This is a genomic window from Haladaptatus marinus (assembly GCF_051194195.1).
Genome location: NZ_JBLZNK010000003.1, coordinates 851,684 through 876,944, shown reverse-complemented (window position 1 = coordinate 876,944; position 25,261 = coordinate 851,684). Strand labels below are relative to the sequence as shown.

Genomic DNA, 25,261 nt, shown 5'->3' with positions numbered 1-25,261 from the left:
CTGTCGCCGCCTCGTTACGTGCGTCTCTCCCGAAAAATAGGGGGTTCACCACATCGTGGCACGGACGAATCCGGTTCCTCCAACTGCTACTCTCACCTTTGTCACCGTATTTCTTGACCAAATGTCATTTAAATGACGATGGGTTTTTCAACGTCGGTTGCAGAGTGTTAAGAAGTATATGAATGAGGACGGTCCCCCTGGCGACCGAGGTGTCCACCGCGTCCAGCACGACCTCTCCGGTCCACAGTCACTCAGCACGACTGTGACGGTGGCCGTCGCCGACGTGGCTGGCGTCGAACCAGCCGAAATCCCCGAACAGTTGTACGACGTTATCGACCCGGAAGCACTCGACAAACTGTTCAAACCTCGTGACGATGGCAAGCAACGGCGAGGTGGCCGACTCTCGTTTTCGCTCTATGGCCATCACGTGACCGTCCGTGGAGACGGGTCGATTACCGTACAACCCGGACTCGCTCGTATCAAGCAACTCGGTGGGAATCTTCTTGTCGTTGGCTCCGTACCGGATTCCGTCGTTGACGCCGCGAGCACGCCGCTTCTTGGTGACACGACGCGTGACCGAACGCGCGTGTTCGCACTTCACGACCGAAGTACCTCGACGGCCCGCGGCCGTCTCTCGATGGCCGGTTCAACCGGCGAAAACGCTCATATCGTCAATTATCACACTGGTTCGCGGTCAGTTGCCGCGGGCGATACGGTGCAGGTCGGTCCGACGGTCGAACACGTCGATGGCGGCCTCAACGACTTTCAGGATGCAATCGTGAAGACGATTCGACGACTCGACAGCGAACGTGAGACCTTCGCTCCGGCAGAGCTGCGGTTCTGTTTCGACACCCTCCGTCCGCTGGTCGAACGTTACGACGATGCGGAGGTGGATGCCTTCCTCGCCCCGGTTTGCGAGGCCGTCAAGGACGTTTCGGGGATGGGCCATTTCGTTCTTCCAGTCGCCCGTGATTCGCAACCGGTCCGGGCTATCGCCTCGAAGTTCGATGCAATCATCGAACTTCGAGCGGGTGATTCCGGGCCGGAACAGCGCTGGCATCTTCGCGAAACGAACTACACGACCGAATGGTTCGACCTCTGAACACACAAACGATGAGCAACGTATCAGTTTCCGAAGTCGGGGGCGGGGACATGATACCGCAGTTCAAACCATGTGACGACCTTCCCGGCCTCACGGTTATCGACCCGCTCGAACGGAATCAGTACTCGGTCGAAACGTCCCGTCCTGTCGAACTGCGAAACGTTTCCGCGTCCGATCTTCAGGCACCCGTCGGAGTTGCGACCAGCATCACGACTGCACGACTCGGATTTTCCACCTTCGTCGCGGCGTACGTTCGAACCACCGATAACGAACTCGTGATGACGGTCGACCACGAGACGAACACGACGCTGCCACGGGACGAGTACTACATCGAGCTTACGACGCCCGTAAAAACGTACCTTCACGTGCATTCCGTCGTCGAAATCGATACCTCGAACGAGCGTCTCGACATCTCGTTCGGCGGCGAGACGAGTGTGAAAATCGGTTCACGGTCGCGTCACACGCGTCCGAGTCGAACGGTGACGACGACGAGAGATCCCGTCGATATGATGGCCGCAGTTTCGTCGTTCGGGTCGGCGTTGAAAACGACCAGTCCGGAACGGTCGTTCCCGACGCTTCGAGGGCATCCTCCAGCGGTCGAAATCGGCGACGAACTTCACGTTCCGGACGACCTTCACCCTCCCAAGACGGGAGTCACAATCGAAATTCCACCGGAGTACGGATCGATTTTCCCCGTCACACCGCTCTCGTACTATCTCGGTGCGAGACTGGTTCCCAGCAGTCGCCCGCGAATCGTAACGAATCGATCCGTCTTTTCACTCGACCATCCGAACCGCGGGTTCGAGGCCGAGGTCGAGCGCGTGCTGAAACAGACGTTTTTCTTCGACTGTGTGACCCGCACGGAGGGGTTGTATCGATTCGACCTCTACGAACGTCAGCAGATCGAACCATTGGTTGATTTCGACTTCGCCGACCTCTATGACGTATCCCTCGCTGAACGGCTCGATGCCTACCTCGACGTACCGTACTCGACAGTCGCGGAGTTCTTTCCTACGTGGCGACTCGCAATTCACGTCACGAACGAACCGGAGAACGTCGAACAACTCCCATACGTCCTCGCGGATATTCCACTCGTCAAGACGGTAAGCAAGACTCGGGAGGCAAACGAGGAAGCGGCGACAGTCGGTGATATCCGCGACTTCGCGCGGTCGGTCGAGTCGAACGCAAATCGGCCCGTCGGACGCGCTCCGAATGAGCAGTACGTCACGCCACCGGACACCGATACGACCGAACGGGCGTGGCTCGGTGAGGGTGCGCCGGTCGGCGGCAACAAACTTCTCCCGTCGGGATTCGCCCATCGACTCGGACGGAATCACTCGACTGGCGATATCAAAATCACCATCGTCTGCAACGACCCAAAGATGCAGGCCGAATGCGAACATCCACTGTACGGTAACCGAGACGGACTTCCATTCGACGTGTCCACGTATCGGAACTGCTCGACCGCCCAACTCCGCGACCTTCTGCGTGAGCAGGCGGATTTCTTCCATTACATCGGGCACGTCGAGGACGGTGCATTCGTCTGCCACGATGGCGTGCTCGACCCCGTCGATATCGCCAGTGTGGGCGTGGATATGTTTCTCCTGAACGCATGTCGGTCGTACGTTCCCGGGAAGCGTCTCGTCGAAGCGGGAAGCATCGGTGGTATCGTCACCTACAGCGAAGTCGGGAACGCTGGTGCAACGGCCGTCGGGCGGACGATTGCCCGTCTGCTCAACACCGGTTTCCCACTCCGCTCCGCGCTCGCAATCGCCCGTGGGCAACGGCTCGTTGGCAATCAGTACGTCGTCGTCGGCGACGGCGGTGTCGAAGTCGCACAGTCGGACGGTGCCATTCCACTCGTCCACTTCGTCGAATCGCTTGACGACGGTAGATACTTGCTTCGGTCACGGGTACATCCGACGAACGGACGGTCGATGGGTTCTACCGTGCTGCCATTCATCGACGGTGTCCAGACTCACTCCCTCGCGGGTGGCGACCTCCCTGTGTTTACCGTCACGGCGGACGAACTCCAACACTACTTGGAGTTGGAGGATTTGCCGCTCATCTACGACGGGACACTCCGCTGGGCATCCGAAATCGATGTGGCTCGGGATCTCTCGTAACGCCTTTTCCGCTCCCGAACCTACGCCACGGCAATGACTCAAACGAGCGTCAAGCGAGCGTTCGATTTGCACGAGGGATTCGAGCAAAACGGGACTGACACCTACGTCGTGACTACGACGCCGTTCGAAGGAACCGTGAAACTGCAAGACGAAACCGTTGCCGTGACGGTTCGCACACCGACGTTGTCGGCAGTGGTCGAAGGCGAATCGGTCGCCGATGTGGTCGAAACCGGGTGGTTCGAAACGCTCGAACTACGCCTCGAAGACGCACACACCGTCGCTTCTACCGACGATATCTCGCCGCCCCGCATCGAACGCGATGGCGACCACGTTGTCGTCTCGCTCGAATTCTCGGGCTATCCGGACAAGGGAGCGGACGACGCGATGGCTATCGTCGATTTCATCGAAGGAACGTGGGTGCAGGGTATCATCCCCGGATACGAGTACGGTGAACCCGCGACCAGTTTGTTGTCGCGAGCGCGCCAGGAGTACGAGTGAGTTCCGTTAGTCCATCGAGATGTACGTTTGCGTGTCTTCGACGCCCTGAATCCCTTGAATTCCGTCAGCCGAAATCGTCTTCACTTCGGCAGGATTTTCGACCTGTACTTTCACGATGAGGTCTACGTCTCCGGCGACGATGTGGGCGTCCTGTACGCCGTCGATGCCGAGAATTGCGTTTTTCAAGCGATCCGCTTCTCCCGTGTTCGCTTTGACCATGATGTATGCTGCGACCATATCAGATACCTCCTGCTTCCGCGGTTGCTCGACTGCTGTCCCCGACGAGAATCCTTCGAACGTCCTCTAAGACGGCGAAGTCGGCGAGGACGGCGACTCTATCACCGAGTTCGAGCGATTTGTCGGGAAGTGGAATTCCCATCGCTTCGTCGCGCTTGCCGAACGCGAGGATGCGTGAGTTGGCGGGGAGTTCCAGTTCGCTGATGGAGTAGCCTCGCATCGGCGACTCTTCCGTGATGGTGAGTTCGACCACCTGCAAGTTCTGGGCGATATCGGCGATCGCACGGATGTTCCCACCCAGCAGGGCGTTTTTCGCCCCGATTGCGCCGAGGCGTTCGGGGTAGACGACTTCGTCCACGTCGCTTGCGAACTTTCGGTAGATGTCTTCGCGGTAGTCCTCGTCGATACGGAGGATGGTCCGACAACCGTGGTGTTTGCCGACCATGCAGGCCGCGAAGTTGACGTTCAAATTACCGGTCAATCCCCCGACTGCGTCCGCCGAGTCGATATCTGCTTGTTCGAGTATCGATTCACGCGACCCATCGCCCTCGATAACTTCGAAGCCATCGGTACGCGCACGCTTTGCCTTGTTCGAGTCGTACTCCACGAGTACCACGTCGTGGCCTTCTTCACGGAGGACGCGAGCGGTTCGCAGGCCGACCCGACCTGCACCAATGATAACGAATCGCATGGGACACCCTACGACAGTGGGGTTAAATAACCTTTCTCCGCCATTGATTGTGCCTGATTTCGCTCATATCGTTGGTAGAGAGGGTAAAGACGATGTTCGGACAGGTACTGTTCGCAATCGTACGTACCAACGAGGGTGACTTGTTACTCTGGCCCCAAACAATGATATGGGGCAACACGAAGCAACCTTCGAAATCCATTCGAAGTCGGATGCACACGCCGTGAACATGCTCATGGAGCGAGTGTACGACTCGTTGCGCGAGGAGTCGATGATTATCGAGGGTAACTCGGAAATACCGAACGAAATGCTCGAAGCGTTTGAAACCCTTCGGACGGAGATGTCTCAGGAAACTCCCGGAAGGCTGACCCTTGTTTACGAAGATACGAAAGGGCATTTCGAGGAGTGAGTTCGGTAGGAAACCTTCTCGATGCTTTGTACTTCTCGAAATTCGGACACAACAGATGACGGTCCTGATATCCGGACTGGGCAAAGGTTTTTCTCGCGTGGTACAGTATCACACACCATGGTTCACGCATTTATCATGGTCAACACGGCCGCAGGAAAGTCCCAAGGGCTACTCGAATCCGTGCGGGATCTCGAAACGGTTGGCGAGGCGCATATCGTCGCGGGGGATTACGACATCGTCGTCGAAGTAGACACGGACGAGGTGTACAACGTGCTTCAAACATCATCGTCGGATATTCAAGGACTCGACGGTGTCGTGGACACGAAAACGTACATCGCAATCGATTGAACGAACGAGCGCGGTGTGTTCTTCGGTGACGGAGTTCGCTAGTGGTCGAGTTCGTACACGTCGTTCGTTTCGAGGAACGAATCCAGCCAGCCTTTCTGTTTGCGTAGCCGTGGCGGCACGTCAGCGTAGACACGGTCGAACACGTCGTGTGGGTCAGGGTCTTCGACGGATTCCGCTTCTTCGACCGCTTCTTCTAGGGTTTTATCTGCCTCGTCGTGAACCTGTTCGACGAACTCGTCGTCGATAACGTTCTGCTCGCGGAGCCACGATTCGTAGCGTTCGAGCGGGTCGGCTTTCCGCCACTCGGGCAGGTCGCGTTCCTGATCTTCGTACTTGCTTGGGTCGTCGCTGGTGGTGTGGGCTCCCTGTCGGTAGGTCAGGCTCTCGACCAGCACCGGTTTGCCTTCGCGAGCCGAGTCGAGGGCTTCGGCGACCGTCTCGCGCACCGCGAGAGGGTCGTTGCCATCCACCTGCACGCCATCGAAACCGTAGGCTTCGGCCTTCACCGCGATGCTGTCGCTTGCGGTCTGTTTGTGTCGTGGAAGGCTGATGGCCCAGTTGTTGTTCTCACAGAAGAAGACGACCGGTGCGTCGAAGACGCCCGCGAAGTTCAAGCCTTCGTGGAAGTCGCCCTCGCTCGTCGCACCGTCGCCGAAGTAACAGAGGACGGCATCCTCGTTGCCGCGGTAGTTCATCCCCATGCCAACGCCCGCTGCGTGGGGAATCTGTGTGGCGATGGGAACCGCCTGCGGGAAGTTCGGCACGTCGTGTTCGGAGTTGTACTCGGGTCGTCCGAGTCGGAAGAGAAGGATGTCGCTAATCGGAACGCCGCGCGCGGCCTGCATCGCGTTCGAGCGATAGGTTGGGAAGAGCCAATCGTTTTCCTCCATCGCCAGCGCGGCACCGACCTGTGAGCCTTCCTGTCCCCGATATGGCGGCCAACTGCTCATCCAGCCTCGTCGCTGGAGCGCGATTGCGCGCTCGTCAAAGCGTCGGGCGAGAACCATCTTTCTGAATGTCTCGCGGGCGTCCTCGGCGGAAAACGGCGTCTCGGCCAGTTCCCGCTCTCCGATGATTCGGTTCATGCCCCCGGAGATGTAGTCCGGTTTCAAAGACGTTCCGAAAGCGGTTACGCAGGCGTGTGGTTCGGAGAAAAGTCAGACAGGAATTCAACCGACAATGTGAGTTTTGTGGGTGTCACGACGGACTCGGGTGTAATGATGTGAACGTTGCAGTTGCTTGGCGCAATTACAGTCACGACAGCACCACGAAAACATCCGTCTCCGATTCTCAATTTCTGCCGTAATCGGTCACGGAAGCGGGCAGAGGCTTGCGGTGAAAATCACGATTTTGTCCGTCTCGTTTCGCGCCCCATGCACGACGCCGCGTTCATGGAGGACGACGCCGGGGGCCGAGACGACTTCCTCGGAATCGTCCTGAATCACGGTTACATCGCCGTCGAGAATGTGGAAGACGTTCGTGCTGTCACCGTGTTCGTGCGGAGAGAGTTCCGCTCCGGGGCCGAGGGCGAAGGCCTTCACGAGCACGTCGTCGGTGACGACCAGTTCGGCGGTCTGGACTTCCTCGTCGGCGGGGTCGAGGTCGAGGTCGGAATAGCGGTCGAACATACCGGAAAAACGACCCGTCGGGTCTTAATCCGACTGGTCGGCGTAGTCGCGGTCGTCGGAGTCGGATTCATCCTCACGATAATCGGCGTGGTCGGTGATGAATCCCGATTTGAACCCGATCCATCCAATCACGCTGATGAAGAGAATGGGCGGCAGGATGGCGAAGCCCCAAAGCGGGTCCATCCCCCAACCGAGAATCAGCGCAACGTCGAGCAGTCCGAGGGCGAGAAAGGGAATGATGGCTTTCGCAGCGCGCTTTCTGTCCACATCGGACGGCTCGGTCGGCAGTGACGTGCCCATGATGGATGCTCGGTGTCCCACGACCAAAAACTGCCCGTTCGTTCTCATCCGCTCGCGATCGGCTGCCCACGCTCAAGTGGGTTGGCGTCGTCGTCCCTCCATGGCGACCGAACTCGCGGACGGTCTCTGGTGGTTCGAGCTCGGGAGCGTAAACGCCTTCCTCGCGGACGACGACGGCGAACTGACGCTCGTTGACGCTGGAACCCCGTTCGACAGCGGTGACATCGCACGCGGCGTTAGCGACGCTGGGTACAGCATCAACGATATCGACCGCGTGCTGGTCACGCACTACGATTTCGACCACGTCGGCGCGCTTTCCAGACTTCCAATCGACGCACCCGTCTTCGTCGGCAAAGCGGACGCGCCAGTTCTTTCGGGAACCAAAGCCCCCAATTGGCGAAACCACAAGGGCGCACTCCAGCGCGTTGCAGGGTCACTGGTTTCTGCTCCGAAAAATGAACTCTATTCCGTCGAAGACAGCGACGAAATCGGGAGCTTTACCGCCTATACTACCCCGGGACACTCCCCTGGTCACATCGTCTATGTCAGTGACACCCTCGATGTCGCCTTCCTCGGCGACCTCGTGCAGGAATCCCACGGCGAACTGAAAGCCTCCTCGTGGGTCATTAGCTACGACACCGACGCGGTGCGCGACAGCATCGTCTCCCTCGCGGAGCGCGCACCCGATTTCGAAGTCGCTGCGATGGGCCACGGTGTTCCCTTCATTCGGGGTGGAAGCGAGCGATTGCGCGAACTGGCCGAGACGTTGTGACACTCGGACGGATACGTTTCGGAGCTATCCAACCAATCTCCATGGCGCGTGCTGAAACAGACCCGAGGACTTCACGTCCGAGGGTCTGTGGCGAAGTCACGCGAGGGACGATTGCGCGAACGAATGTGAGCGCAAGAGTCGGTTGGGGAGGCGTGTGGGCGGATGCAGTGCGGAGGCGGTGTTTGGAGTCGGCAATTGCTGACAGCAACTCAAAAACGCCCTCTGATACGGAGAAAACCCAAATTCCTCGGAGTAACGTTCACCGCACCATTCTTCTCACTTCCCACCAACCCCGCCCTTTCACATTCGCAAATACTTCCCACGCGACGCGGGCGCGGTGTACTCGAAGCCGAACTGTTCGTAAAAGCCCTCCACGTCCGCCATGAGGTTGACGTAGGCACCTTCGGGTGCGTTCTCCTCCAGATATTCCATCAGTCGCTCCATCATCCGCGAACCGAGGCCCTGTAGCTGGTGGTTGGGATGAACTGCCATATCGCAGAGATGGTACACAGACCCACCGTCGCCGATGATTCGGGCCATGCCGACGACTTCCTCGGATTCATCAACTACTACGACGCCAAATACGGTGTTCGGCAATCCCTGCTCAACCGCGTCCACGCTTCGGGACGACATATTCGCGGCCTCGCGGAGGGCGATGAACTCCTCGACCGTCGGCAGTTCGTCACGCACTTCGTATGACATGAAAAACGGTTCCGAGGGTGGGTGATTAGTTCTGCTGTTCTCCCCGTCCGGAGCGATGCTGTCGAGTCGAATTCAGCCTATTTATGCCGTCAGCTCTTCCGCGACTGCATCCACCGACAGCAATTTGGGGTCAACGATGAGGTCGGCCTGACTGCGGGCGAACTCCGGGATCGTGTTCTCGTCGTAGACGACGACCCGAATGCCGGGGTTCACGTCTTTTGCCACCGCGATAGCCGTTGCCTGCCCGACGTCGGTAAGGACGAATAGGTCGGCGTCGATGATGCCCGCGTCTTCGAGCGCGGGGCGAGAGGCGATTCCGTCCACACTGGTCGTTTCGACGCCCTCCGATTCCAGTGCCGTGCCGAGTCCGTCACCATCTGGTCCTGCGATGACTGCGCGCATCACTCGTACTCGATGGTCGCCGGAGGTTTATGTGTCACGTCATAGACGACGCGGGCGACGTTCTCGTTTTGTCCCGTGATGCGCGACTGGATTCGTTGGAGCGTCTCCCAGTCGATTTCCTGCGCTCTGGCGGTCATGCCGTCGCGCGATTCGACCGACCGAACCGCGACGATCCAGCCGTGAACGCGGTTGTCGCCCTTCACGCCGGTTGCCTTGCCGACGACGGCGGCGAACGCCTGCCACGGGTCGTACTCTTCGAGTTCTTCCTCGACGACGTGACACGCTTCGCGAGCGACTTGTGCTTTCTCGCGCGTCACTTCGCCGATGACACGGACCGCGAGCCCCGGCCCGGGGAATGGCATGCGTTCCGCGATGATGTCCTCCAGTCCGAGGGCGCGCGCAACGTCGCGCACCTCGTCCTTGTACAGGTCGCGGACGGGTTCGACGATACCATCGAAATCCACGACATCCGGCAGACCGCCGACGTTGTGGTGGGATTTGATGCCACCTTCGCTCTCGATTCGGTCTGGGTAAATCGTTCCCTGTACGAGGTAATCCGCATCCGTCTCCTTCGCTTCGCGCTCGAACTCGCGGATGAACTGCTCGCCGATGACGGCGCGCTTCTCCTCGGGGTCGATGACGCCCGACAGTTCGTCCAAGAATCGGTCTTCGGCCTCTACGACCTCGAGGGACTCCATGTAGGAGAACGTCTTTCGAATCTGCTCGGTCTCACCTTTCCGCATCAGACCGGTATCGACGTAGACGGGGGTTAGCTGGTCACCGATAGCTTTGTAGGCGAGTGCCGCCGCGACTGAGGAATCGACGCCGCCCGACAGTGCGATGATGGCGTGCGAATCGCCGACTTCGTCTCGAATCTCCGCGACTGCCTCCTCGATGAATTTGCCAGTTTCGACCATTAGGCTTCGACCTCCTCGTGTTCTTTCGCTTCCTCGTTTTCTTTTTCTTCAAGCACTCCCTCCAGCAAGCCCACGAACGGCGGGCTTGCCCTGTCGGGTCGGGAACGGAATTCCGGGTGGAACTGCGTCCCGAAGAAGTACGGATGGCCGTCCAGTTCGAGGATTTCCATCCGGTTGCCCGCACGGCCGGAGAAGACGAGGTTCTCGCCGTCGAAATCGTCGAAGTACTCGGGGTTCACTTCGTAGCGGTGGCGGTGGCGCTCCGTGCAGCTCGTGTCGCCGTACACTTCGTGGGCGAGGGTGTTCGCCTCAATGTCAGTCTCGTGTGCGCCGAGGCGCATCGTGCCGCCCATGTCCTCGATTTCGTACTGCTCGGGAAGGATGTCGATGACGGGATGTGGCGTGTCCTCGTCGATTTCTGCGGAGTTCGCGCCCTCCAGTCCGAGGACGTTTCGGGCGTACTCCACGACGGCCATCTGGAAGCCCAGACAGAGGCCGAGGAACGGAACGTCGTTCTCGCGGGCGTAGCGAATGGCTTCGATTTTACCCTCGGTTCCGCGACTCCCGAATCCACCGGGAACGACGATTCCGTCGGCCTCCTTCAGGCGTTCTTCGTGGTCGTCGTCCATCTCGTCGGAATCCACCCAGAGGACGTTCACGTCCACGTTCTTCTCCAGTCCGGCGTGTTTTAACGCCTCGTGGATGGACATATAGGCGTCTTCGAGCGCGTACTTCCCGACGAGCGCGATATCAACTTCGCCCTCGGTTTCCTGCGTGACGAGTTCGCGCCACGCCGTGCTTCGCTCCTCGCTGGAAACTGCACGGTCTTCGAGTTCCAGTTCCTGCATGACGTATTCGTCCAAGCCTTCCTCCTCGACGACCAGCGGGACGTGGTAGATATCCTCCACGTCGGGGTTCGAGAAGACGGCGTCGGTTGGCACGTCGCAGAACAGCGCGATTTTCTCCTTCGTTTCGGGGTCAAGTCCGTCGTCGGAGCGTCCGACCAGTACGTCGGGTTGCAGGCCGATGCTCCGCAGTTCCTTGACGCTGTGCTGGGTCGGCTTCGTCTTCTGCTCGCCGTTTTTCGAGTACGGAACGAGCGTGACGTGGGTCAGCAGGAAGTCCTCTTCGTCCTGTTCCGTGGCAAACTGGCGCAGGGCTTCGAGGAACGGCATGCTCTCGATGTCACCCACGGTGCCACCGACTTCGACGATACACACGTCGTGGCCTTCTGCAGCCTCGCGGATTCGGCGCTTGATTTCGTCCGTGATGTGCGGGATGATCTGGACGGTCTTTCCGAGATAGTCGCCTGCGCGCTCTTTCTCGATGACGTGTTTGTACGCCTTTCCGGTGGTGACGTTGTGGTCGAACGTCATGTCGATGTCGAGGAATCGCTCGTAGTTGCCCAAATCGAGGTCAACCTCGCCACCGTCTTTGAGTACGTACACTTCACCATGCTGGTAGGGATTCATCGTCCCCGCGTCCACGTTGAGATACGGGTCGATTTTCACGGCAGTCACGTCGAACCCGGCGTTCGCGAGCAGTCGGCCAGTGCTCGCGGCGGTAATACCTTTGCCAAGTCCGGACATGACGCCCCCTGTGACGAAAATGAACTTCTCCCCCATCTCGGGGTCGTAGCCTGTCTCGGGGTCAGTCGGCATACTGACTTTCCGCAATCGTTCGTCAAAACCATTTCGGAGGCGGGCCGGTTCGGTAGGGGGTGGCATAGGTTGGCTGTGGTAGAGTTCGGTTTCGGGAGTGACTAGAAAGCGGAGACGTAGCCACGCCTCACTGACGTTCGGCGTTCGTGCGAATGCGCTGGCGCAACCTCCCGGTTGACCAATCAAGCGATGTGGCGCGCGCTGGCGAATCTTCGAGGACTTCACGTCCGAGAAGGTGAGCGAAAGCCGCGCGAGGGACGGGTATCGCAGGGAGCGACGAAGGAGCGACCGAGAAACGCAGTCGGTTGGGGAGGCATGTGGCCTGCGGTTGCGGTGCGGGTTCATTGGAGTCGTGACTTGCCAACAGCAACGCTACACCATCATCAGTCACACATCCCTCTCTCACTGCTTCTTTTTAACGAGCGGGAGAATCTCTCCTACCCATAGCAAAAAGAGCCTCCGCCGAATGAATCCTCGCTCTCAAATCAAAGCTGTGCAACGAAGAACTCGCCCAACCGCCGAGCAACCTTCTGTTCCTGCCCGATGAAGAAGTGGTCGGCGCTGAACGCCTCCGTCTCGAATCCCAACACCTCCGCGCGCTCCACCAGCGGTTCCCAGTTCGCGGTGTCGTCGCGCGTGGCGTAGAGAACTTTGAATGGAACGTCAACATCGTCCAGCACTTCAACTGCGTCCAAATCGTCCGTCACGCGAGACGCAGGTGCGAGCAGTCCTATCACAACCGCACTTTCATCCACACCTGCCAACGCCGCAATTCCACCGCCGAAACTGAACCCAAACACGCCAACGAAATCGTATCGCTCTTTCGCCCACCGAAGCGCGTTCCGGGCGTCCTCCCGCTCGCCGTAGCCCTCGTCCCAATCGCCGTAATCGAACCGCAAACAGGCGATTCCGTGGTCGGTGAGATACTCGCCGAGGGCCACGAGTCGGTTGTCGTTTCGGTTGCCGTTGAACTGGGGGTGGGGTGGGCACGCAACCACGATTGCGTCCGTTTCACCTTCCGGGGTGTCTAGCGTCGCCCGAACGTCCCGCGTGCCGGGGACGGCGACTTTGTTCGACTGCATGAGCGCGTGTTAGCTTGGTGAGGATTTTAAGGGTCGGGTTCTGAATGTAGAAGTATGGGAGTACTTTCACGCATGTCGTACGTCATCCGCTCGAAGATAAACGCCGTCCTCAACAGGGCAGAAGATCCAACCGAGACGCTCGATTACTCCTACGAGCAGATGCGCGACGAACTGCAGGACGTGAAAAAGGGTATCGCCGACCTGACCACCCAGAAAAAGCGCCTCGAAATCCAGAAGCGCAACCTCGAAGAGAACGTCGAGAAGCACAACGGACAGGCGCGCGAAGCGGTCAAGCAGGGTCGTGAAGACTTGGCCCGGCGCGCACTGGAGAAGAAAAAGCAGAAGATGAACCAGATGGAGGATTTGGAAGGCCAAATCGCGCAACTCCAGAACACGCAGGACAACCTCATCGAGAAGAAAGACACGCTCCAGAACCGCATCGAGGAGTTCCGCACGAAAAAGGAGAGCATGAAAGCCCGCTACGAGGCCGCCGAAGCGAATAGTCGCGTCTCGGAGGCCATGACGGGCGTCGGCGACGAGATGGAAGATGTTGCTCGCTCTATCGAAAACGCCGAACAGCGCACCGAGGAGATGGAAGCGCGCGCGGAAGCGATGGACGAACTCCACGATACGGGCGCGTTCGACGATGCGCTTTCGGACAAAGACCAACTCGACCGCGAACTCGAGGAGATGCGAACTGGTGGCGAAGTCGATTCGGAACTCGACACCCTAAAAGCCGAAATGGGCATCGAGGACGAATCCGAACCGGAAACCGAAACGGAATCGGCAACTGACTCCGACGAGGAGGAAATCGACCTCGCCGACCTCGAAGCCGAAGTCGCCGCGGAAGAGGCCGAAACTGAAGCGGAAACGGAATCCGAAGTCGAGACCGAACAGGCTACCGAAGAGAACAACTCGTAACATTCCGGCAACAGCCTATTTGAATCCGCTCACCCTTTCGGCTACTATGAGCGATTCAGGTGGGAGTTCCCAACCGGGGGACACGATGCGGGAGCGAGTAGACGAGAGTCGGACGAAGCTATGGATTTTGATGGAAGCCAATCGGTGGGTCGTCGCCGGTGGCGTCCTGCTCGCCTTTTTTCTCTCGCTGTTGATTCTCGGTATCCTCGACCCGTCGCCGCTCCAGCAGTACATCGGGCCGAGCGATGACGCCGTTGACACCGTCTTTCAGGGATTCATCGGCGCGATTATCACCGGCGTGACGCTCGTCGTGACCTTGAACCAACTCGTGCTGTCACAGGAACTCGGGCCGGTCGGTGACCAGCGAAACCGGATGAAAGGCGCGATGGAGTTCCGCCAGGATGTCGAGAGGATTCTTGATGTTCCGACCGCACCGCCGGAACCAGGCTCGTTCATGCAGGCATTGATGAACGAAACCGAAGACCGGGCCGATGCGCTCGCGGATGCAGTCGAGGAGAGTCGAGACGAAGAACTCAAAGAGGAAATTCGAAGCTACGTCGATGGGTTGAGTGGAAACGCGGAGGAGGTGAGCGAGACGCTCAAAGGAACCCAATTCGGGACGTTCGACCTGCTCTCGGCCATCCTCAACTTCAACTACTCGTGGAAAATCTTCCTCGCGCGCAAGATTCGCAACGAGCATGCGGACGCGCTCACCGACGAAGTAGACGAGGCGTTCGACGACATCATTGAATCGCTGGAGTTCTTCGGCCCCTCCCGTGAACACTTCAAGACGCTTTACTTCCAGTGGGAACTCGTCAATCTCTCGCGGACGATGCTGTACACCGCGGTTCCCGCGCTCGTCGTCACCGTCGCGATGATAATCTACTTCGACGCGAGGGCGGTTCCGGGTAACACGATAGGAATCAGTAACGATATACTGGTCGTCAGTTTGGCGTGTACGATCGCGGTCGTTCCGTTCGTCATTCTGCTTTCGTACATCCTGCGGATTGCGACCGTCGCAAAACGTACGCTCTCTATCGGTCCGTTCATCCTGCGCGCGACGGAGCGAAGCGACGAGTTGGACTGAAGAACGGCGAACTGGGTGGGTACGTGATCCCTTTGATATTTGTCAGTGATGGGTGCTGAATGTAGATGAAATATTCAACGAATGGTTTTCATTTGTGCAAACCTGTCGGTGAAAAACTGCCGGTCAGTCGGTGTCTGTCTCGGTCGTTGCAATCAGAACCGGAAAATTGCTCCATCAGTACGTGACGGAGAGACCGTCACCCTGGAATCTGTTCGTCGTATAGTCGATTAGACCGACCATCTCACGAACGGTTATGAAGTTCGTCGTCTCGTTTGAACCCTCGGGGAGATGGTATCTGATATGCTGACCGGAGTGTTCAGCTACTATGACTTTATGTATCGCGGAATACCTATCCAATAGCTCATTCCGAATCTCGTTCAAATCCTCGTTTGTGCCGTCATACTTGTTCTGGAGAATTGTCTGCCGAATTTCGTCCTGTACTTCTATCCCGACGTCATTTGGTCGGTACGCTCTCGGCTGACCAAAACCGTTCGCGGCGAAAACTATCAAATCGCCGTCCGTCCCGCCGTTCAATCGCCGAATATCACTACAAACTGTTTCGGAATCAAAGAACTCAATCTCGTCTCTTTGACCGCGAAGTCTGTTTATTTCTTCACGGAGTAATCAGTATTTCTGGTTCAAATCGTCTGTTTCAGTGTATTTCTCTATCCAGTCAGACATTGAATACACATTCTCTCCTGCAAACAAAACGCTTGGCGAATGGTCGTTCATTCCAAAAATGAACGCTGCCTCACCCTGTGGCACATTCGCCTCACCGTTCAGAGATACTGATAAACCCCGCCTCTAACCGAATACTCCGAAAGAACCACTAAAAACGCTAACCGACCCGCCTCAGTCGAGGAAGTCGATTTCCGTCCGTTTCTCGTCGCGTTCGGATTCGAGGTGGTCGCGGAACGATTCGAGCGAGATGTCCTTCTCCTCGCGCTCCTTGCGGTCACGAACCGAAATCGTGCCCGCTTCTTCCTCGTCGCCGCCGACGACGATCATGTAAGGTACGCGGTCGTCGTGGGCCTGCTGAATCTTGCGTCCGACCGTCCACGAGCGGTCTTCGACTTCCACGCGGAAGTCATCGAGTTCGTTGGCGATGCGGTGTGCGTAGCCGAGGTTGTCGTCGCTGACGGGGAGGATGCGAACCTGCTCGGGCGAGAGCCAGAGCGGGAACTTCCCGTTGAAATGCTCGATGAGCACCATGAAGAAGCGCTCGTAGCTTCCGTACAGAGCGCGGTGAATCATGACCGGGCGCTCGCGATCGTTGTCCTCGGTGACGTATTCGAGGTCGAACCGCTCGGGCATGTTGAAGTCGAGTTGCACCGTCGGGCCGTCCCAAACGCGGCCTAGGGCGTCCTCGAAGCCGAAGTCGATTTTTGGTCCGTAGAACGCGCCGTCGCCCGGTTCGATGTCGTAGTCCATCGAGGAGGATTCGAGCACCGATTCGAGTTGCGATTCCGCGTGCTCCCACAGTTCGTCGCTGCCGACGGATTTCTCGGGGCGGGTCGCGAGTGCGACTTCCACGTCCAGGTCGAACGTCTCGATAACCTCGAAGATGAGGTCCATCACTTGCCGAATCTCGCGTTCGATCTGGTCGGGGCGGACGAACAGGTGGCCGTCGTCGATGGTGAACGACCAGACGCGCGACAAGCCGGAGAGTTCGCCGCGTTGCTCTTTGCGGTACACCTTGCCGTTCTCGAAGTACCGAACCGGCAGGTCGCGGTAGCTCCACGAATCTTGGTCGAAGATGGTCGCGTGGCCGGGGCAGTTCATCGGCTTCAGGCCGTACTCCTCGTCGTTCACGTCGAGGAGGAACATGTCGTCCACGTAGTTGTCGTAATGCCCCGATTTCTTCCACAGCTCAGTGCGGAACAGGTGCGGCGTCTCGACTTCGTCGTAGCCCGCCTCGCGGTTGAGTTCGCCCGCGAAATCGGACAGTTCCCGTAGAATCGTCTTTCCGCTGGGGTGATACAGGGGTAGCCCCGGCCCGGTCGTCTCGTCGATGGAGAACAAGTCCATCTCGCTTCCGAGTTTGCGGTGGTCGCGCTCTTCCGCTTCTTCCATGCGCTCCAGATAGTCGTGGAGGTCGCCCTCGCTGGCGAATGCAGTTCCATACACGCGGGTCAGCGTGTCGTTTTCCTCGTCACCGCGCCAGTAAGCCGCTGACGTTTCGAGGAGTTTGAAGCCGCCGATTTCGCCCGTCGATTCGACGTGCGGACCCTTACAGAGATCCGCGAACTCGCCTTGCTCGTAGAACGAGAGGGGGTCTTCGTCCGCCGCTTCGGTGTCGAGCACGTCCTGTTTGTACGGGTTGTCCTCGTACAGGTCGAAGGCGTCTTCGCGCGATTTTTCGACTCGTTCGATATCGAGGTCTTCCTCGATGATGTCGTGAGCTTCGTCTTCGATTTCCGCGAGGTCGTCGCTGTCGAGTTCGACGCCCGCGATGTCGTAGTAGAACCCCTCGTCGGTCCACGGGCCGATTGCGAGTTTCGCTTCGGGGTAGAGTCGTTGGAGGGCTTGTGCGAAGACGTGTGCCGCGGAGTGGCGGAGTACGTCCACGTATTCGTCGCTTTGGTCAGTGACGATGACGAGTCGACAATCCTCGGAGAGTGGCGTTGCCTTGTCGACGAGTTCACCATCCACGACACCTGCGACCGTGTCCTTGCCGAGTCCCGGGCCAATTTCGTAGGCCACGTCCTCCACGGTTGCCCCGTCCTCCATCTGGAGTTCGGAACCATCCGGGAGCGTGACGACGATATCACTCATGGGCGCAGATACGGGGCAGGTGCAAGATAAGTGTGTTGAGACGGGAGCGTTAGGGCGGATTTTCGCGAGTTGTTTTCGCCCCGATATTCTTGGATTTTGTCGGAGGGTGAGTTACTACTGCAAAGCCTGTTCTTCGAGGTATTCGGTTTGATTCCGGGTTCTTTGCACTGTCTATCGTCTTTCGATGGGGTCTGTTTGATTTTGTTCAGTTAGCAACTGCCGACTCCAATGAGACCCCGCCCGCCCACACGCCTTCCCAACAGACTCCTTCGCTTCACTCAATCATCCTTCGCGTGATATTCCGCAGGCCCTCGGCGGTGGCTCGCGGTTGCACCGTCGTTTCGCGGCGCTGCCGCTCGACTGTCCGCGGAACTTCGTTCCGCGCTACTCGCGTTCGCGGTTTCTGCGAAATCGCGCTCGCCTCGGGCCTGCTGACGCACGCGCCAGATTGTTCGCGTGGGTTCGTCAATTGCTCGTCAGACCCGTTCCTGACGGTGGATGAACGAACGAGCGAAAGCGAGTGAACGAGTCGGTTGGGGAGAGTGGTCTGCGGGGCGGTGTGGAGGCGGTCATTTGTTGTCAGGATTACCTAGAGACGAGATTGAACGAACGCAAACTACCCCAAAACCAACTACAAAAACCGCTCTCCTCGGCAGACAATCTGATAACGGATTGAATAGTATACCAACCATGCGCCAAACGCCAATGGTAGACGACAAAGACAAACCGGTGTTCAACGAAGACGACCAAAAAGTCGGCATCGTCACCAAAGTCAAAGACGGAATCGCGTACGTCGACCCGCATCCAAGCCTCGTGAATGAGTACAGGGTGCGTCTCGGATGGCAGGATTTATCGAAGGAGATCTACCCACTTCCCCAGGCCGCCATCGCGGAAATCACGGACAAAGAGGTTCGCCTGCAAACCCGCGACTCGGAACACGCGACGGACTAACTCGTCCACGTTCGCCCGCCCACCTCGCCCAAAACCACAGCCTCAAGTAGTATCACTGCGTGCCATTTGCTATCAATGCGCGTCGAAATCGCCGGCGATGGTACGCCGGAACTCGCCGCCGTCGCGTGTCTGCACGGAAACGAAATCTGTGGAAAGACGGCCATCGAGCGCGTACTGGCCGAAAACCCCGACGTTGAACGACCCGTCTGCTTCGTTATCGCTAACGAGGAAGCGATTGCGGAACACGTCCGCTGTATCGATGAAGACCTGAACCGAGCGTTTCCGGGCGACCCGGACGGCAACACACACGAGTCCCGACTCGCAGCGGAAATGCTTCCGCACGTGCGCGACTGTGCCGTTCTCGACCTGCACTCGACACGGTCGCATCCCAAACCGTTCGGGCTGATTGCACAACTGAACGAGCGAACGAAACGTCTCGCTTGCGCCACGGGGACTTCCCGCGTAGTGGACGTTAGCTATATCGCTGGCGGACTCATCGACCACGTGGACGGGGTCGCAGTCGAGTGCGGACTCCGCGGAACGGAACAGGCGGAGCGAAACGCGGAGCGAATCCTTCGCAACTTCCTTGGTGTGATGGGCGCGCTCGATACGCTCTCTGAAGCTGGTGACCCCGAACTATACCGTATTTTCGACGTGGTCGAGGGGGCGGGATACGAGTTCGTGGGAGAGAACTTCGTCCGCGTCGAGACCGGAACGGTGTTCGCCAGAAGGGACGACGAAGAGCTACGCGCCGACCAGTCGTTCTACCCGGTGTTAATGTCGACGGATGGGTACAAAGATATCCTCGGATTTCAGGCCGAACGGGTGGGAAAGCTTTCCGATGTGTAGAATAAATATTTCCCGAGGCTACCGTCGCGCGCCGGTTCCGGGTCGTCCGGTTTCCAGGCCGATGACACCCTCGGGCATCGGGACGCCTTCGTATTCGTCTTCGGCGAGGAGCAGCGAGCCGTCCAAATCGGCGTAATCGAGCAGCGGGGCGAGATGACAGGCCGCGGCGATGCTCGCGTTGCTTTCTATCATACACCCGAGCATGACCTCCATCCCGTGCGCTTTCGCTGTGTGAATCATCCGCATCGCCTCGCGGAGACCACCGCATTTCATCAGTTTCAGGTTGGCGATATCCGTTTTTCCGGCGATTCGCGGGATATCTTCGAGCGTCACGCAGGATTCGTCCGCCGCAATCGGCAGCGCGGAGCGCTCCCGGACGAATCGCAGTCCGTCGGGATTTTCGGCGGGAATGGGTTGTTCGACGAACTCCACGTCGTAGTCCGCGAGAACGTCGATTTTCTGCACTGCTTCGCGGGGACTCCACGCCTGGTTCGCATCCACGCGAATTGTCGCGTCGGGTGCCTCGTCACGAACCGTGCCGACGATTTCCCCATCGCGGTCGGTGCCGACCTTGATTTTCAGCGTGTCGTATCCGGCCTCGACTGCTTCTGCCGTTTTTTCTCGCATCACGTCGGTCGTGTCGATGCCGATGGTGAACGAGGTTTCGAGCGTATTCTCGGGGTCGAGCCCCCAGTAGCGATAGAGCGGCAGGTCGGCCCGCTTCGCGGCAAGGTCGTGGAGTGCGATGCTTACCGCACAGCGCGCGGCGGGATTTCGGTTCACCGTCTCGCGCATTTCGCGCTCGCTTCGAGCCAGTGCGTGGGGGTCGTCCACTGATTCGACCACGGACAGCAACTCCGGCATGACGGCCTCCACCGTGTCGGCCGTCTCGCCGTAATGGTCGGACGGTGCGGCCCCGCCGATGCCCACGTTGCCGTCGTCGTCCTCGATACTGACGACGACGTTTTCGGCGGCGGTCTGCGTACCCCGAGAGATGGTGAAGGCGTGTTCGAGTGGGAGCGTGAGCCGTTCGTATTCGGTCGAAAGTGTCATAGAATCCCCTCCAACACGTCGTCGGCATCGAACCGAACCGGGTCGGTCGCTGGCGCATTGAGTTCGGATTCGTACGATTCGACCGCTTTCCGGGCCGATTCGTCGTCATCGATTCCCGAAGTGTTGATGGCACCGGCGACGATTTCGGCCTCCTGAACCGGTCGAGCGAGGTTTTCGTACAGCGAGATGTACTCCTCGATGGATGGAAGCGAGAACGACTCGTAGCCATGGATCGCCTCCTTGTCCGCTTCGTGGCAGAGAACGAGTTTGTCGGCCATCGACCCGTGGAGAATGCCACAGGTCACGGCGGAGTAGGCCGGATGGACGATGCTTCCCTGTCCTTCCACGAAGAGATAGTCGTAATCGTCGCCGCGCTCCAGAATCATCTCCTCGACCGCTCCGGCGGTGAAATCGCTCACCACGCGGTCGATGGGGTTGCCCCAGCCGTCTATCATGATGCCGGTCTGCCCGGTCGGGATGAAACCGGCGTTCACGCTCCGCTCTTTCGCCGCTTCGAGCAGTTCGAGCGTCGCAGTCATCTTCCCGACGGAGCAGTCGGTGCCGACCGTGAGCACGATTTCGGCGTCGACTTCGTTCGCCTTGCCTTTGCTGACGGTGAGGTCGTCGTGCGGTTTGCGCACGTCCCAGATGTCACAGCCGTTTTCCTCGGCGAGTTGGGCGAACTCCTCGTCGTTCTCGAGGAAGTAGTGGAGTCCCGAAATCACGTCACAGCCTCGTTCGAGCGCCGTGCGCACGTCCGAGCGCCACGAGTTGTTGAACCCGCCGCCAATCGGGGCGATACCGATAATCAGTGCATCCACGTCCGACACGTCGTCCATTCCGGAGACGATGGGCGCGTCCTGTACGTCCGGCAAATAATCACTTACGCGCGTACCGGGTCGGTCGCGGTCGAGAACCGCTTCGACCTCGTAGTCGGCGTAGCGCAGGATTCCGACCGCCGTCTTTGCGCGGTCGGGGAACTTCCCGTGTGCGAGTATGGCCACCTGCATGCGTGTGCGGTGGTGACACGGCGGCTTAAAGCCCCCCTTCCCGGTAACGAAATTTCAGCTCACTATCCGTTTTCGAACGGTTTCGATTCGAGGGCGTTCGCCGTCGCTCGGCACGGCTGGACGAATCGCGATACCAATCGGAAAAATCGAACCGTTTCGTTGTGCGGTGATTCGACCTTACAGCTCGTTGAGCTTTCGGAGCAGTTGGCCTTCGTACTCGCGGTCGCTCTGGAGTCCTTTCAATTCGAGGACGTTACGCTCCAACAGGTCGCGGGCGACGTTAAACGCCTGTTCCGCGCCGTAGCCTTCGCCCGACCCGGCCACCTGTCCGCGGTTGGTGCGGAGGCGAATCTTACACTGGATGAGAGGTGTGCCGCGGAGTTTCTCCTTATGTTCGTGGAATCGAACGTGCGCGTGGCGCACCTGCATGTCCTGGTATTTGTCCGTGATTTCCTGAATGCTCTCCCGGATGGTCTGCCGGGAGATGGTGTCGAGGAGGTTGATGTTCGTGATTTGCACGTCCATATGCTCCTCTTCGGTGTACGTCAGGGCACGAAGTACGTCGGTTTTGGTGACGATACCGCCGACGACGCGGTTGTCCTCCGGCGTGACGACGAGACCGGCGTAGTCCATCTCGAACATCTTTCTCACGGCCTCTTCCACGGTCGTATCGAGCGAGATGGTTTCGACGGGACTGTTCATCACGTCGTACACCGGCAGGTCTAACATTCGGTCGCTGTCGCCCATGCGCTCGCCTGTCGTCGGCTTGTCCATGTTCCGGGTGACGAAATCCACGATATCGTGGGTCGTGACCATCCCGGTGAGGTAGCCGTCGTCGTTCACGACGGGAAGGCGGGAAATGCTGTGTTCGCGCATCAGGTTGATAACGCGCCCGAGTGTGGCACTCTCAGGAATCGTGACGGCGCTCTCGGTGTAAATCTGCTCGACGGTGAGTGCATCGAGATTGTCGAGGACGCCTTCGAGAATCATGTCCTCGTCGATGATGCCCCAGACTCGACCATCTTCGAACACAGGTGCGACCTTACTTCCGCCTTCGACGAGCGCGCGCGCGACATCACGCACATCGTCGTTTCGGTCGATTTTCGGTGCGGGTTTCGTCAGCGTGGCTACTTTCGTCTGGTCTTCGATATGTGACTGTAAGAGCTGTTTCTGGGTGATAACGCCGTCGTACTCTCCCGCTTTGGTGACCACGATGCCTTTCGGATTTTCCTCTTCGAATATCGAGCGAGCCTGCCCAAGTCGCTCTTCCGCTTCGATCTCGAAGTAATCGGTGGTCGCAATGTTAGAGATATCCATCGGCAGTTTGAATGACGCGGGCATTGGTCTTGAACTTTGTCGCGGAACGGGCATTTCTGCGGGGTTTTTGAACATACGACACGTTCGGTTTCAGTGTGCTACCTGACATTGGTGCAGTATTCGGTTCATACACCTATCTCGTCAGTGAACTGGTGTTTGGGTCGTTCGCGCTCTGGCTACTTCTCCGGGTAGACGCCCTCTCTCGTGCCGGAAAAACGATTCTCGTCCTCTATCCACTCGGCTACGTCTGGGACTGGTACACCCTGACTATCGGTGTCTTTTCCATTCCGCTCCGAACCGGCATCGACGTGGCGGGGATTCCGCTCGAAGAACACCTCTTCATCGTCGTGATTCCGGCACTTGTTGTCGGCGTTCACGAAAATCTGTACCAACTGACGGAATCGGCCGAAACCGACGAGTAATTGGTGGTTACCACCAGCAGACATGGAGGTATGAACTGTCTGTCGTTTTGCGTAACCACTCGTTTACGACTGGTAAATGGTGAATAACAAAGAACAAACCAGATAATGTTTGAATCCATGCTGGATTACGAGCAAGGGGTGGCAAAGTAATGAGCACAATCGGTGACTCCTCTGGCACGGGGAGCAACGACACCGAAAATCAATCGAGCGAGTCAGACTCAACGGTCGCCGAACACGTTTCAGACATACTCGAATCGAACGCGTCGCGGGAGCAACGGGCGACTCCCCTCTCCCGCGATATGGTCTTCGACGTGTTGAAAAATCAGCGCCGACGGTACGCTCTCCACTACCTGAAACAGGCAGAGGAAACCGTTCAGTTGAGCGACCTTGCGGAGCAGGTCGCCGCGTGGGAAAACGATACCACTGTGGATGCTATTTCCGCCGCTGAGCGAAAGCGAGTCTACACCGCGCTTTACCAGTCCCACCTCCCGAAACTCGATGATGCAGGAATCGTGGAATACAACCAAAACCGGGGAATCGTCGAACTCGCCACCGCCGCCGAACAACTCGATCCCTATCTCGAAACAAACACACGGGACGATATCTCGTGGTGCAAACGATACCTCGGACTCGCAGTCGCCGGATTCGCCGTGCTTACCGGGGCATGGCTGGAGCTCCCGCTTCTCGCCGGAATCGCCGATATCGCCCTCGCCTTGCTCGTGGTCGTTGCGTTCACGCTCGTCGCAGTTGCCCATACCTACGACGCGCGACATGCGCCATCGACAGGCGAACAAGCACCGGATATTTCGAGCGAATAACGTCCCGCAGTCCTTTTTTATCGACTTTCTTTCGAGAGGAATCCACACGGGGGGACGAATCCCACCCTAACTTTTCGACCGGAGAGGCAAGCACACCGTCGAATGTGTTCTCAACGGTAAAAACGAGTAGACCGGAGTGGAACCCGGTACACGACCGCGGAAATCCGGAGATAGCTTCGGAAGGCAAATCCTTCGTGGATTTCACTTCCAGTTAGCTCACAAAACATTCACCCGAAGATGTCGAAACCCAGCCATGCCGAACCCGAAGCTCGTCAAAGACGACGCGGTTCGATACCCTGCCCGCAAGAAGGGACTGCTTGGCATCCTCGTATTCCTTGTCGGCTACCTCCTCACCTTCCTCTGGATCGGTGACGCGTCCGGACTGCGTTCGAAGCGATCGCCATCGATAGAAGAACCGGCAGTATCACGCTCGCACAGTGAGTGACAAACCATGATATTACCATTCCGGCGTGGAAGAGCGCCGGTTGGTTGTTCTACAACGCGCATTTCGTTCCGACTGAGCTCCGGATGGTAATCGGCGGGTCGCGGAACCTCGTGCAAGTGACTGGCGGGAGTTATACGCTCCTCTATCTCGTGCTTCCCATCCTGCTCGCCATCGTAGGCGTGATAGCGGTACAGGGTTCGTACGGGCGCACGATTTGGCATAAGCGGCTACGCTGGGGCGCTCATTTTCCTCGGTTACTTCCCGCTGGCGGTGGTCGGTTGCTTCGGATTCACGCAGGGGCCATTGCATCGAGCGTTTCAGCCGAACGTGCTATTTTCCCTCGTCATCGCCGGGTTCATCTATCCCGTCGTCTTTGGAGAACTCGGTGGGGCGGTGATGCACGAAGTCCATAAACGAGGGGTAACGGAGGAATCCGGTGTCACTGGCTGAATCGTTCGGTATTGCTGAATCGCTTCGTTTTGAGCCGAATTTGAACTACGCCGAGACGTTCCTGCTCACTTCCCTTCGGTCGTTCCGCGGACGTGCGTCTCGTCTACTTCAAACTGCCAAACGCTCATTCTGGCGATGTGATTCCTCGCTTCGCTCGTCGGATAGTAGCGCGGAAAAAGTATGGGTTTGGGCAGATTTGAACTGCCGGCCTCCTCCATGTCAAGGAGGTGTCATAACCAACTAGACCACAAACCCAGTCGGCCTCTGTCGTACGCATTTCTTCGTTGGCCG

The 25,261-nt window shown here is 58.3% G+C and carries 29 protein-coding genes, 1 tRNA gene and 1 pseudogene; 15 read left to right on the top strand and 16 right to left on the bottom strand.

What is annotated here, in order from left to right:
* Nucleotides 1-178 precede the first annotated feature (178 nt).
* From ACN2TU_RS10630 to ACN2TU_RS10620, 3 genes are read left to right on the top strand one after another with little or no spacing between them, the layout of a single operon-like run.
* A complete protein-coding gene (locus ACN2TU_RS10630) occupies nucleotides 179-1,102 on the top strand; it encodes a DUF7504 family protein (RefSeq protein WP_435155217.1) in 924 nt (307 codons plus the stop codon).
* Nucleotides 1,103-1,113: 11 nt separating this feature from the next.
* On the top strand, nucleotides 1,114-3,228 hold the full coding sequence (locus tag ACN2TU_RS10625) for a caspase family protein (protein WP_435155216.1): 2,115 nt from the start codon (nucleotides 1,114-1,116) through the stop codon (nucleotides 3,226-3,228).
* A 33-nt stretch (nucleotides 3,229-3,261) separates the two neighbouring features.
* Nucleotides 3,262-3,726: a DUF5813 family protein gene (locus ACN2TU_RS10620; protein ID WP_435155215.1), complete on the top strand. Its 465-nt coding sequence runs from the start codon at nucleotides 3,262-3,264 to the stop codon at nucleotides 3,724-3,726.
* A 6-nt stretch (nucleotides 3,727-3,732) separates the two neighbouring features.
* On the opposite strand, the gene ACN2TU_RS10615 is transcribed toward ACN2TU_RS10620, so the two are convergent.
* Both ACN2TU_RS10615 and ACN2TU_RS10610 read right to left on the bottom strand, forming a co-directional pair.
* Nucleotides 3,733-3,963: an Lrp/AsnC family transcriptional regulator gene (locus ACN2TU_RS10615; protein WP_435155214.1), complete on the bottom strand. Its 231-nt coding sequence runs from the start codon at nucleotides 3,961-3,963 to the stop codon at nucleotides 3,733-3,735.
* 1 nt (nucleotide 3,964) lies between these two features.
* Nucleotides 3,965-4,654, bottom strand: a complete 690-nt coding sequence (locus ACN2TU_RS10610; RefSeq protein WP_435155213.1) for a potassium channel family protein — start codon at nucleotides 4,652-4,654, stop codon at nucleotides 3,965-3,967.
* A 166-nt stretch (nucleotides 4,655-4,820) separates the two neighbouring features.
* Between ACN2TU_RS10610 and ACN2TU_RS10605 the strand changes: the two genes are divergently transcribed.
* Both ACN2TU_RS10605 and ACN2TU_RS10600 read left to right on the top strand, forming a co-directional pair.
* Nucleotides 4,821-5,060: a hypothetical protein gene (locus ACN2TU_RS10605; protein ID WP_435155211.1), complete on the top strand. Its 240-nt coding sequence runs from the start codon at nucleotides 4,821-4,823 to the stop codon at nucleotides 5,058-5,060.
* Between the two features lie 117 nt (nucleotides 5,061-5,177).
* The gene (locus ACN2TU_RS10600) at nucleotides 5,178-5,408 is read left to right on the top strand and encodes an Lrp/AsnC ligand binding domain-containing protein (RefSeq protein ID WP_435155210.1); all 231 of its coding nucleotides are present in this window, start codon (nucleotides 5,178-5,180) and stop codon (nucleotides 5,406-5,408) included.
* A gap of 38 nt (nucleotides 5,409-5,446) precedes the next feature.
* Here the strand turns inward: ACN2TU_RS10600 and pdhA are convergent, their stop codons facing one another.
* From pdhA to ACN2TU_RS10585, 3 genes are all read right to left on the bottom strand, one after another.
* Nucleotides 5,447-6,493: a pyruvate dehydrogenase (acetyl-transferring) E1 component subunit alpha gene (gene pdhA, locus ACN2TU_RS10595; protein ID WP_435155208.1), complete on the bottom strand. Its 1,047-nt coding sequence runs from the start codon at nucleotides 6,491-6,493 to the stop codon at nucleotides 5,447-5,449.
* Nucleotides 6,494-6,718: 225 nt separating this feature from the next.
* Nucleotides 6,719-7,036 carry a cupin domain-containing protein gene (locus ACN2TU_RS10590; RefSeq protein WP_435155207.1) on the bottom strand — a complete coding sequence of 106 codons (318 nt, stop codon included), beginning with the start codon at nucleotides 7,034-7,036 and terminating at the stop codon, nucleotides 6,719-6,721.
* 24 nt (nucleotides 7,037-7,060) lie between these two features.
* Nucleotides 7,061-7,336, bottom strand: coding sequence for a DUF8142 family protein (locus tag ACN2TU_RS10585; RefSeq protein WP_435155206.1), 276 nt, complete (start codon nucleotides 7,334-7,336; stop codon nucleotides 7,061-7,063).
* 100 nt (nucleotides 7,337-7,436) lie between these two features.
* On the opposite strand from ACN2TU_RS10585, the gene ACN2TU_RS10580 reads away from it, so the two are divergent.
* A complete protein-coding gene (locus ACN2TU_RS10580; RefSeq protein ID WP_435155205.1) occupies nucleotides 7,437-8,108 on the top strand; it encodes an MBL fold metallo-hydrolase in 672 nt (223 codons plus the stop codon).
* Nucleotides 8,109-8,408: 300 nt separating this feature from the next.
* Here ACN2TU_RS10580 and ACN2TU_RS10575 read toward each other — a convergent pair whose 3' ends face one another.
* The 5 genes from ACN2TU_RS10575 to ACN2TU_RS10555 form a co-directional block, all read right to left on the bottom strand.
* The gene (locus tag ACN2TU_RS10575) at nucleotides 8,409-8,810 is read right to left on the bottom strand and encodes a GNAT family N-acetyltransferase (RefSeq protein WP_435155203.1); all 402 of its coding nucleotides are present in this window, start codon (nucleotides 8,808-8,810) and stop codon (nucleotides 8,409-8,411) included.
* An 81-nt stretch (nucleotides 8,811-8,891) separates the two neighbouring features.
* Nucleotides 8,892-9,212: a DUF7126 family protein gene (locus ACN2TU_RS10570; RefSeq protein WP_435155202.1), complete on the bottom strand. Its 321-nt coding sequence runs from the start codon at nucleotides 9,210-9,212 to the stop codon at nucleotides 8,892-8,894.
* Nucleotides 9,212-10,129: a glutamine-hydrolyzing GMP synthase gene (gene guaA / locus ACN2TU_RS10565; RefSeq protein WP_435155201.1), complete on the bottom strand. Its 918-nt coding sequence runs from the start codon at nucleotides 10,127-10,129 to the stop codon at nucleotides 9,212-9,214. The genes ACN2TU_RS10570 and guaA overlap by 1 nt, the downstream gene beginning before the upstream one ends.
* Nucleotides 10,129-11,790 (bottom strand): CTP synthase, encoded by a 1,662-nt coding sequence (locus ACN2TU_RS10560; RefSeq protein ID WP_435155199.1) that lies wholly within the window; start codon nucleotides 11,788-11,790, stop codon nucleotides 10,129-10,131. Before ACN2TU_RS10560 ends, guaA begins: the two co-directional genes overlap by 1 nt.
* Before the next feature lie 485 nt (nucleotides 11,791-12,275).
* On the bottom strand, nucleotides 12,276-12,872 hold the full coding sequence (locus ACN2TU_RS10555) for an alpha/beta hydrolase (RefSeq protein ID WP_435155198.1): 597 nt from the start codon (nucleotides 12,870-12,872) through the stop codon (nucleotides 12,276-12,278).
* Between the two features lie 54 nt (nucleotides 12,873-12,926).
* Here ACN2TU_RS10555 and ACN2TU_RS10550 point away from each other — a divergent pair, with 54 nt between their 5' ends.
* Nucleotides 12,927-13,793, top strand: coding sequence for a PspA/IM30 family protein (locus tag ACN2TU_RS10550; protein WP_435155197.1), 867 nt, complete (start codon nucleotides 12,927-12,929; stop codon nucleotides 13,791-13,793).
* A 46-nt stretch (nucleotides 13,794-13,839) separates the two neighbouring features.
* Complete coding sequence (locus tag ACN2TU_RS10545; RefSeq protein WP_435155196.1) at nucleotides 13,840-14,880, top strand: DUF7972 family membrane protein; 1,041 nt, start codon at nucleotides 13,840-13,842, stop codon at nucleotides 14,878-14,880.
* Nucleotides 14,881-15,732: 852 nt separating this feature from the next.
* Here ACN2TU_RS10545 and thrS read toward each other — a convergent pair.
* Both thrS and ACN2TU_RS10535 read right to left on the bottom strand, forming a co-directional pair.
* Nucleotides 15,733-17,655: a threonine--tRNA ligase gene (gene thrS, locus ACN2TU_RS10540; RefSeq protein WP_435155195.1), complete on the bottom strand. Its 1,923-nt coding sequence runs from the start codon at nucleotides 17,653-17,655 to the stop codon at nucleotides 15,733-15,735.
* A 278-nt stretch (nucleotides 17,656-17,933) separates the two neighbouring features.
* Complete coding sequence (locus tag ACN2TU_RS10535) at nucleotides 17,934-18,095, bottom strand: hypothetical protein (protein ID WP_435155193.1); 162 nt, start codon at nucleotides 18,093-18,095, stop codon at nucleotides 17,934-17,936.
* A gap of 265 nt (nucleotides 18,096-18,360) precedes the next feature.
* Here ACN2TU_RS10535 and ACN2TU_RS10530 point away from each other — a divergent pair, with 265 nt between their 5' ends.
* Complete coding sequence (locus ACN2TU_RS10530) at nucleotides 18,361-18,606, top strand: PRC-barrel domain containing protein (protein ID WP_435155192.1); 246 nt, start codon at nucleotides 18,361-18,363, stop codon at nucleotides 18,604-18,606.
* 75 nt (nucleotides 18,607-18,681) lie between these two features.
* The gene (locus ACN2TU_RS10525; protein WP_435155190.1) at nucleotides 18,682-19,455 is read left to right on the top strand and encodes a M14 family metallopeptidase; all 774 of its coding nucleotides are present in this window, start codon (nucleotides 18,682-18,684) and stop codon (nucleotides 19,453-19,455) included.
* An 18-nt stretch (nucleotides 19,456-19,473) separates the two neighbouring features.
* Here ACN2TU_RS10525 and ACN2TU_RS10520 read toward each other — a convergent pair whose 3' ends face one another.
* From ACN2TU_RS10520 to ACN2TU_RS10510, 3 genes are all read right to left on the bottom strand, one after another.
* Nucleotides 19,474-20,508, bottom strand: a complete 1,035-nt coding sequence (locus ACN2TU_RS10520) for a dipeptide epimerase (protein ID WP_435155188.1) — start codon at nucleotides 20,506-20,508, stop codon at nucleotides 19,474-19,476.
* Nucleotides 20,505-21,518, bottom strand: a complete 1,014-nt coding sequence (locus ACN2TU_RS10515) for an N-acetyltransferase DgcN family protein (protein WP_435155187.1) — start codon at nucleotides 21,516-21,518, stop codon at nucleotides 20,505-20,507. Before ACN2TU_RS10515 ends, ACN2TU_RS10520 begins: the two co-directional genes overlap by 4 nt.
* Nucleotides 21,519-21,695: 177 nt before the next feature.
* Nucleotides 21,696-22,835 carry a CBS domain-containing protein gene (locus ACN2TU_RS10510; RefSeq protein ID WP_435155185.1) on the bottom strand — a complete coding sequence of 380 codons (1,140 nt, stop codon included), beginning with the start codon at nucleotides 22,833-22,835 and terminating at the stop codon, nucleotides 21,696-21,698.
* A 95-nt stretch (nucleotides 22,836-22,930) separates the two neighbouring features.
* Between ACN2TU_RS10510 and ACN2TU_RS10505 the strand changes: the two genes are divergently transcribed.
* The 5 genes and pseudogenes from ACN2TU_RS10505 (at nucleotide 22,931) to ACN2TU_RS10490 (ending at nucleotide 24,970) form a co-directional block, all read left to right on the top strand.
* Nucleotides 22,931-23,257 (top strand): lycopene cyclase domain-containing protein, encoded by a 327-nt coding sequence (locus tag ACN2TU_RS10505; protein WP_435155183.1) that lies wholly within the window; start codon nucleotides 22,931-22,933, stop codon nucleotides 23,255-23,257.
* A gap of 149 nt (nucleotides 23,258-23,406) precedes the next feature.
* Nucleotides 23,407-24,075 carry a DUF7344 domain-containing protein gene (locus ACN2TU_RS10500; protein ID WP_435155181.1) on the top strand — a complete coding sequence of 223 codons (669 nt, stop codon included), beginning with the start codon at nucleotides 23,407-23,409 and terminating at the stop codon, nucleotides 24,073-24,075.
* Nucleotides 24,076-24,328: 253 nt separating this feature from the next.
* Complete coding sequence (locus ACN2TU_RS10495; protein ID WP_435155179.1) at nucleotides 24,329-24,520, top strand: hypothetical protein; 192 nt, start codon at nucleotides 24,329-24,331, stop codon at nucleotides 24,518-24,520.
* Nucleotides 24,517-24,702 (top strand): annotated as a pseudogene (locus tag ACN2TU_RS26945) (DUF7978 family protein); the annotation flags it as partial. The gene ACN2TU_RS10495 and the pseudogene ACN2TU_RS26945, both read left to right, overlap by 4 nt.
* 37 nt (nucleotides 24,703-24,739) lie before the next feature.
* Nucleotides 24,740-24,970, top strand: coding sequence for a DUF7978 family protein (locus tag ACN2TU_RS10490; RefSeq protein ID WP_472850204.1), 231 nt, complete (start codon nucleotides 24,740-24,742; stop codon nucleotides 24,968-24,970).
* A 181-nt stretch (nucleotides 24,971-25,151) separates the two neighbouring features.
* On the opposite strand, the gene ACN2TU_RS10485 is transcribed toward ACN2TU_RS10490, so the two are convergent.
* Nucleotides 25,152-25,225, bottom strand: a tRNA-Val gene (locus ACN2TU_RS10485).
* Nucleotides 25,226-25,261 lie beyond the last annotated feature (36 nt).

Excerpts from the sequence above, each read along its gene's own strand:
- ACN2TU_RS10580 (WP_435155205.1), top strand. The coding sequence starts at position 7,437 with ATGGCGACCGAACTCGCGGACGGTCTCTGGTGGTTCGAGCTCGGGAGC.
- ACN2TU_RS10515 (WP_435155187.1), bottom strand. The coding sequence starts at position 21,518 with ATGCAGGTGGCCATACTCGCACACGGGAAGTTCCCCGACCGCGCAAAG.
- ACN2TU_RS10495 (WP_435155179.1), top strand. The coding sequence starts at position 24,329 with ATGCCGAACCCGAAGCTCGTCAAAGACGACGCGGTTCGATACCCTGCC.
- ACN2TU_RS10570 (WP_435155202.1), bottom strand. The coding sequence starts at position 9,212 with ATGCGCGCAGTCATCGCAGGACCAGATGGTGACGGACTCGGCACGGCA.
- ACN2TU_RS10525 (WP_435155190.1), top strand. The coding sequence starts at position 18,682 with ATGCGCGTCGAAATCGCCGGCGATGGTACGCCGGAACTCGCCGCCGTC.
- ACN2TU_RS10590 (WP_435155207.1), bottom strand. The coding sequence starts at position 7,036 with ATGTTCGACCGCTATTCCGACCTCGACCTCGACCCCGCCGACGAGGAA.
- pdhA (WP_435155208.1), bottom strand. The coding sequence starts at position 6,493 with ATGAACCGAATCATCGGAGAGCGGGAACTGGCCGAGACGCCGTTTTCC.
- ACN2TU_RS10550 (WP_435155197.1), top strand. The coding sequence starts at position 12,927 with ATGGGAGTACTTTCACGCATGTCGTACGTCATCCGCTCGAAGATAAAC.
- ACN2TU_RS10530 (WP_435155192.1), top strand. The coding sequence starts at position 18,361 with ATGGTAGACGACAAAGACAAACCGGTGTTCAACGAAGACGACCAAAAA.
- guaA (WP_435155201.1), bottom strand. The coding sequence starts at position 10,129 with ATGGTCGAAACTGGCAAATTCATCGAGGAGGCAGTCGCGGAGATTCGA.
- ACN2TU_RS10555 (WP_435155198.1), bottom strand. The coding sequence starts at position 12,872 with ATGCAGTCGAACAAAGTCGCCGTCCCCGGCACGCGGGACGTTCGGGCG.
- ACN2TU_RS10545 (WP_435155196.1), top strand. The coding sequence starts at position 13,840 with ATGAGCGATTCAGGTGGGAGTTCCCAACCGGGGGACACGATGCGGGAG.
- ACN2TU_RS10625 (WP_435155216.1), top strand. The coding sequence starts at position 1,114 with ATGAGCAACGTATCAGTTTCCGAAGTCGGGGGCGGGGACATGATACCG.
- ACN2TU_RS10605 (WP_435155211.1), top strand. The coding sequence starts at position 4,821 with ATGGGGCAACACGAAGCAACCTTCGAAATCCATTCGAAGTCGGATGCA.
- ACN2TU_RS10520 (WP_435155188.1), bottom strand. The coding sequence starts at position 20,508 with ATGACACTTTCGACCGAATACGAACGGCTCACGCTCCCACTCGAACAC.
- ACN2TU_RS10630 (WP_435155217.1), top strand. The coding sequence starts at position 179 with ATGAATGAGGACGGTCCCCCTGGCGACCGAGGTGTCCACCGCGTCCAG.
- ACN2TU_RS10600 (WP_435155210.1), top strand. The coding sequence starts at position 5,178 with ATGGTTCACGCATTTATCATGGTCAACACGGCCGCAGGAAAGTCCCAA.
- thrS (WP_435155195.1), bottom strand. The coding sequence starts at position 17,655 with ATGAGTGATATCGTCGTCACGCTCCCGGATGGTTCCGAACTCCAGATG.
- ACN2TU_RS10560 (WP_435155199.1), bottom strand. The coding sequence starts at position 11,790 with ATGCCGACTGACCCCGAGACAGGCTACGACCCCGAGATGGGGGAGAAG.
- ACN2TU_RS10620 (WP_435155215.1), top strand. The coding sequence starts at position 3,262 with ATGACTCAAACGAGCGTCAAGCGAGCGTTCGATTTGCACGAGGGATTC.
- ACN2TU_RS10500 (WP_435155181.1), top strand. The coding sequence starts at position 23,407 with ATGAGCACAATCGGTGACTCCTCTGGCACGGGGAGCAACGACACCGAA.
- ACN2TU_RS10575 (WP_435155203.1), bottom strand. The coding sequence starts at position 8,810 with ATGTCATACGAAGTGCGTGACGAACTGCCGACGGTCGAGGAGTTCATC.
- ACN2TU_RS10510 (WP_435155185.1), bottom strand. The coding sequence starts at position 22,835 with ATGGATATCTCTAACATTGCGACCACCGATTACTTCGAGATCGAAGCG.
- ACN2TU_RS10610 (WP_435155213.1), bottom strand. The coding sequence starts at position 4,654 with ATGCGATTCGTTATCATTGGTGCAGGTCGGGTCGGCCTGCGAACCGCT.
- ACN2TU_RS10615 (WP_435155214.1), bottom strand. The coding sequence starts at position 3,963 with ATGGTCGCAGCATACATCATGGTCAAAGCGAACACGGGAGAAGCGGAT.
- ACN2TU_RS10585 (WP_435155206.1), bottom strand. The coding sequence starts at position 7,336 with ATGGGCACGTCACTGCCGACCGAGCCGTCCGATGTGGACAGAAAGCGC.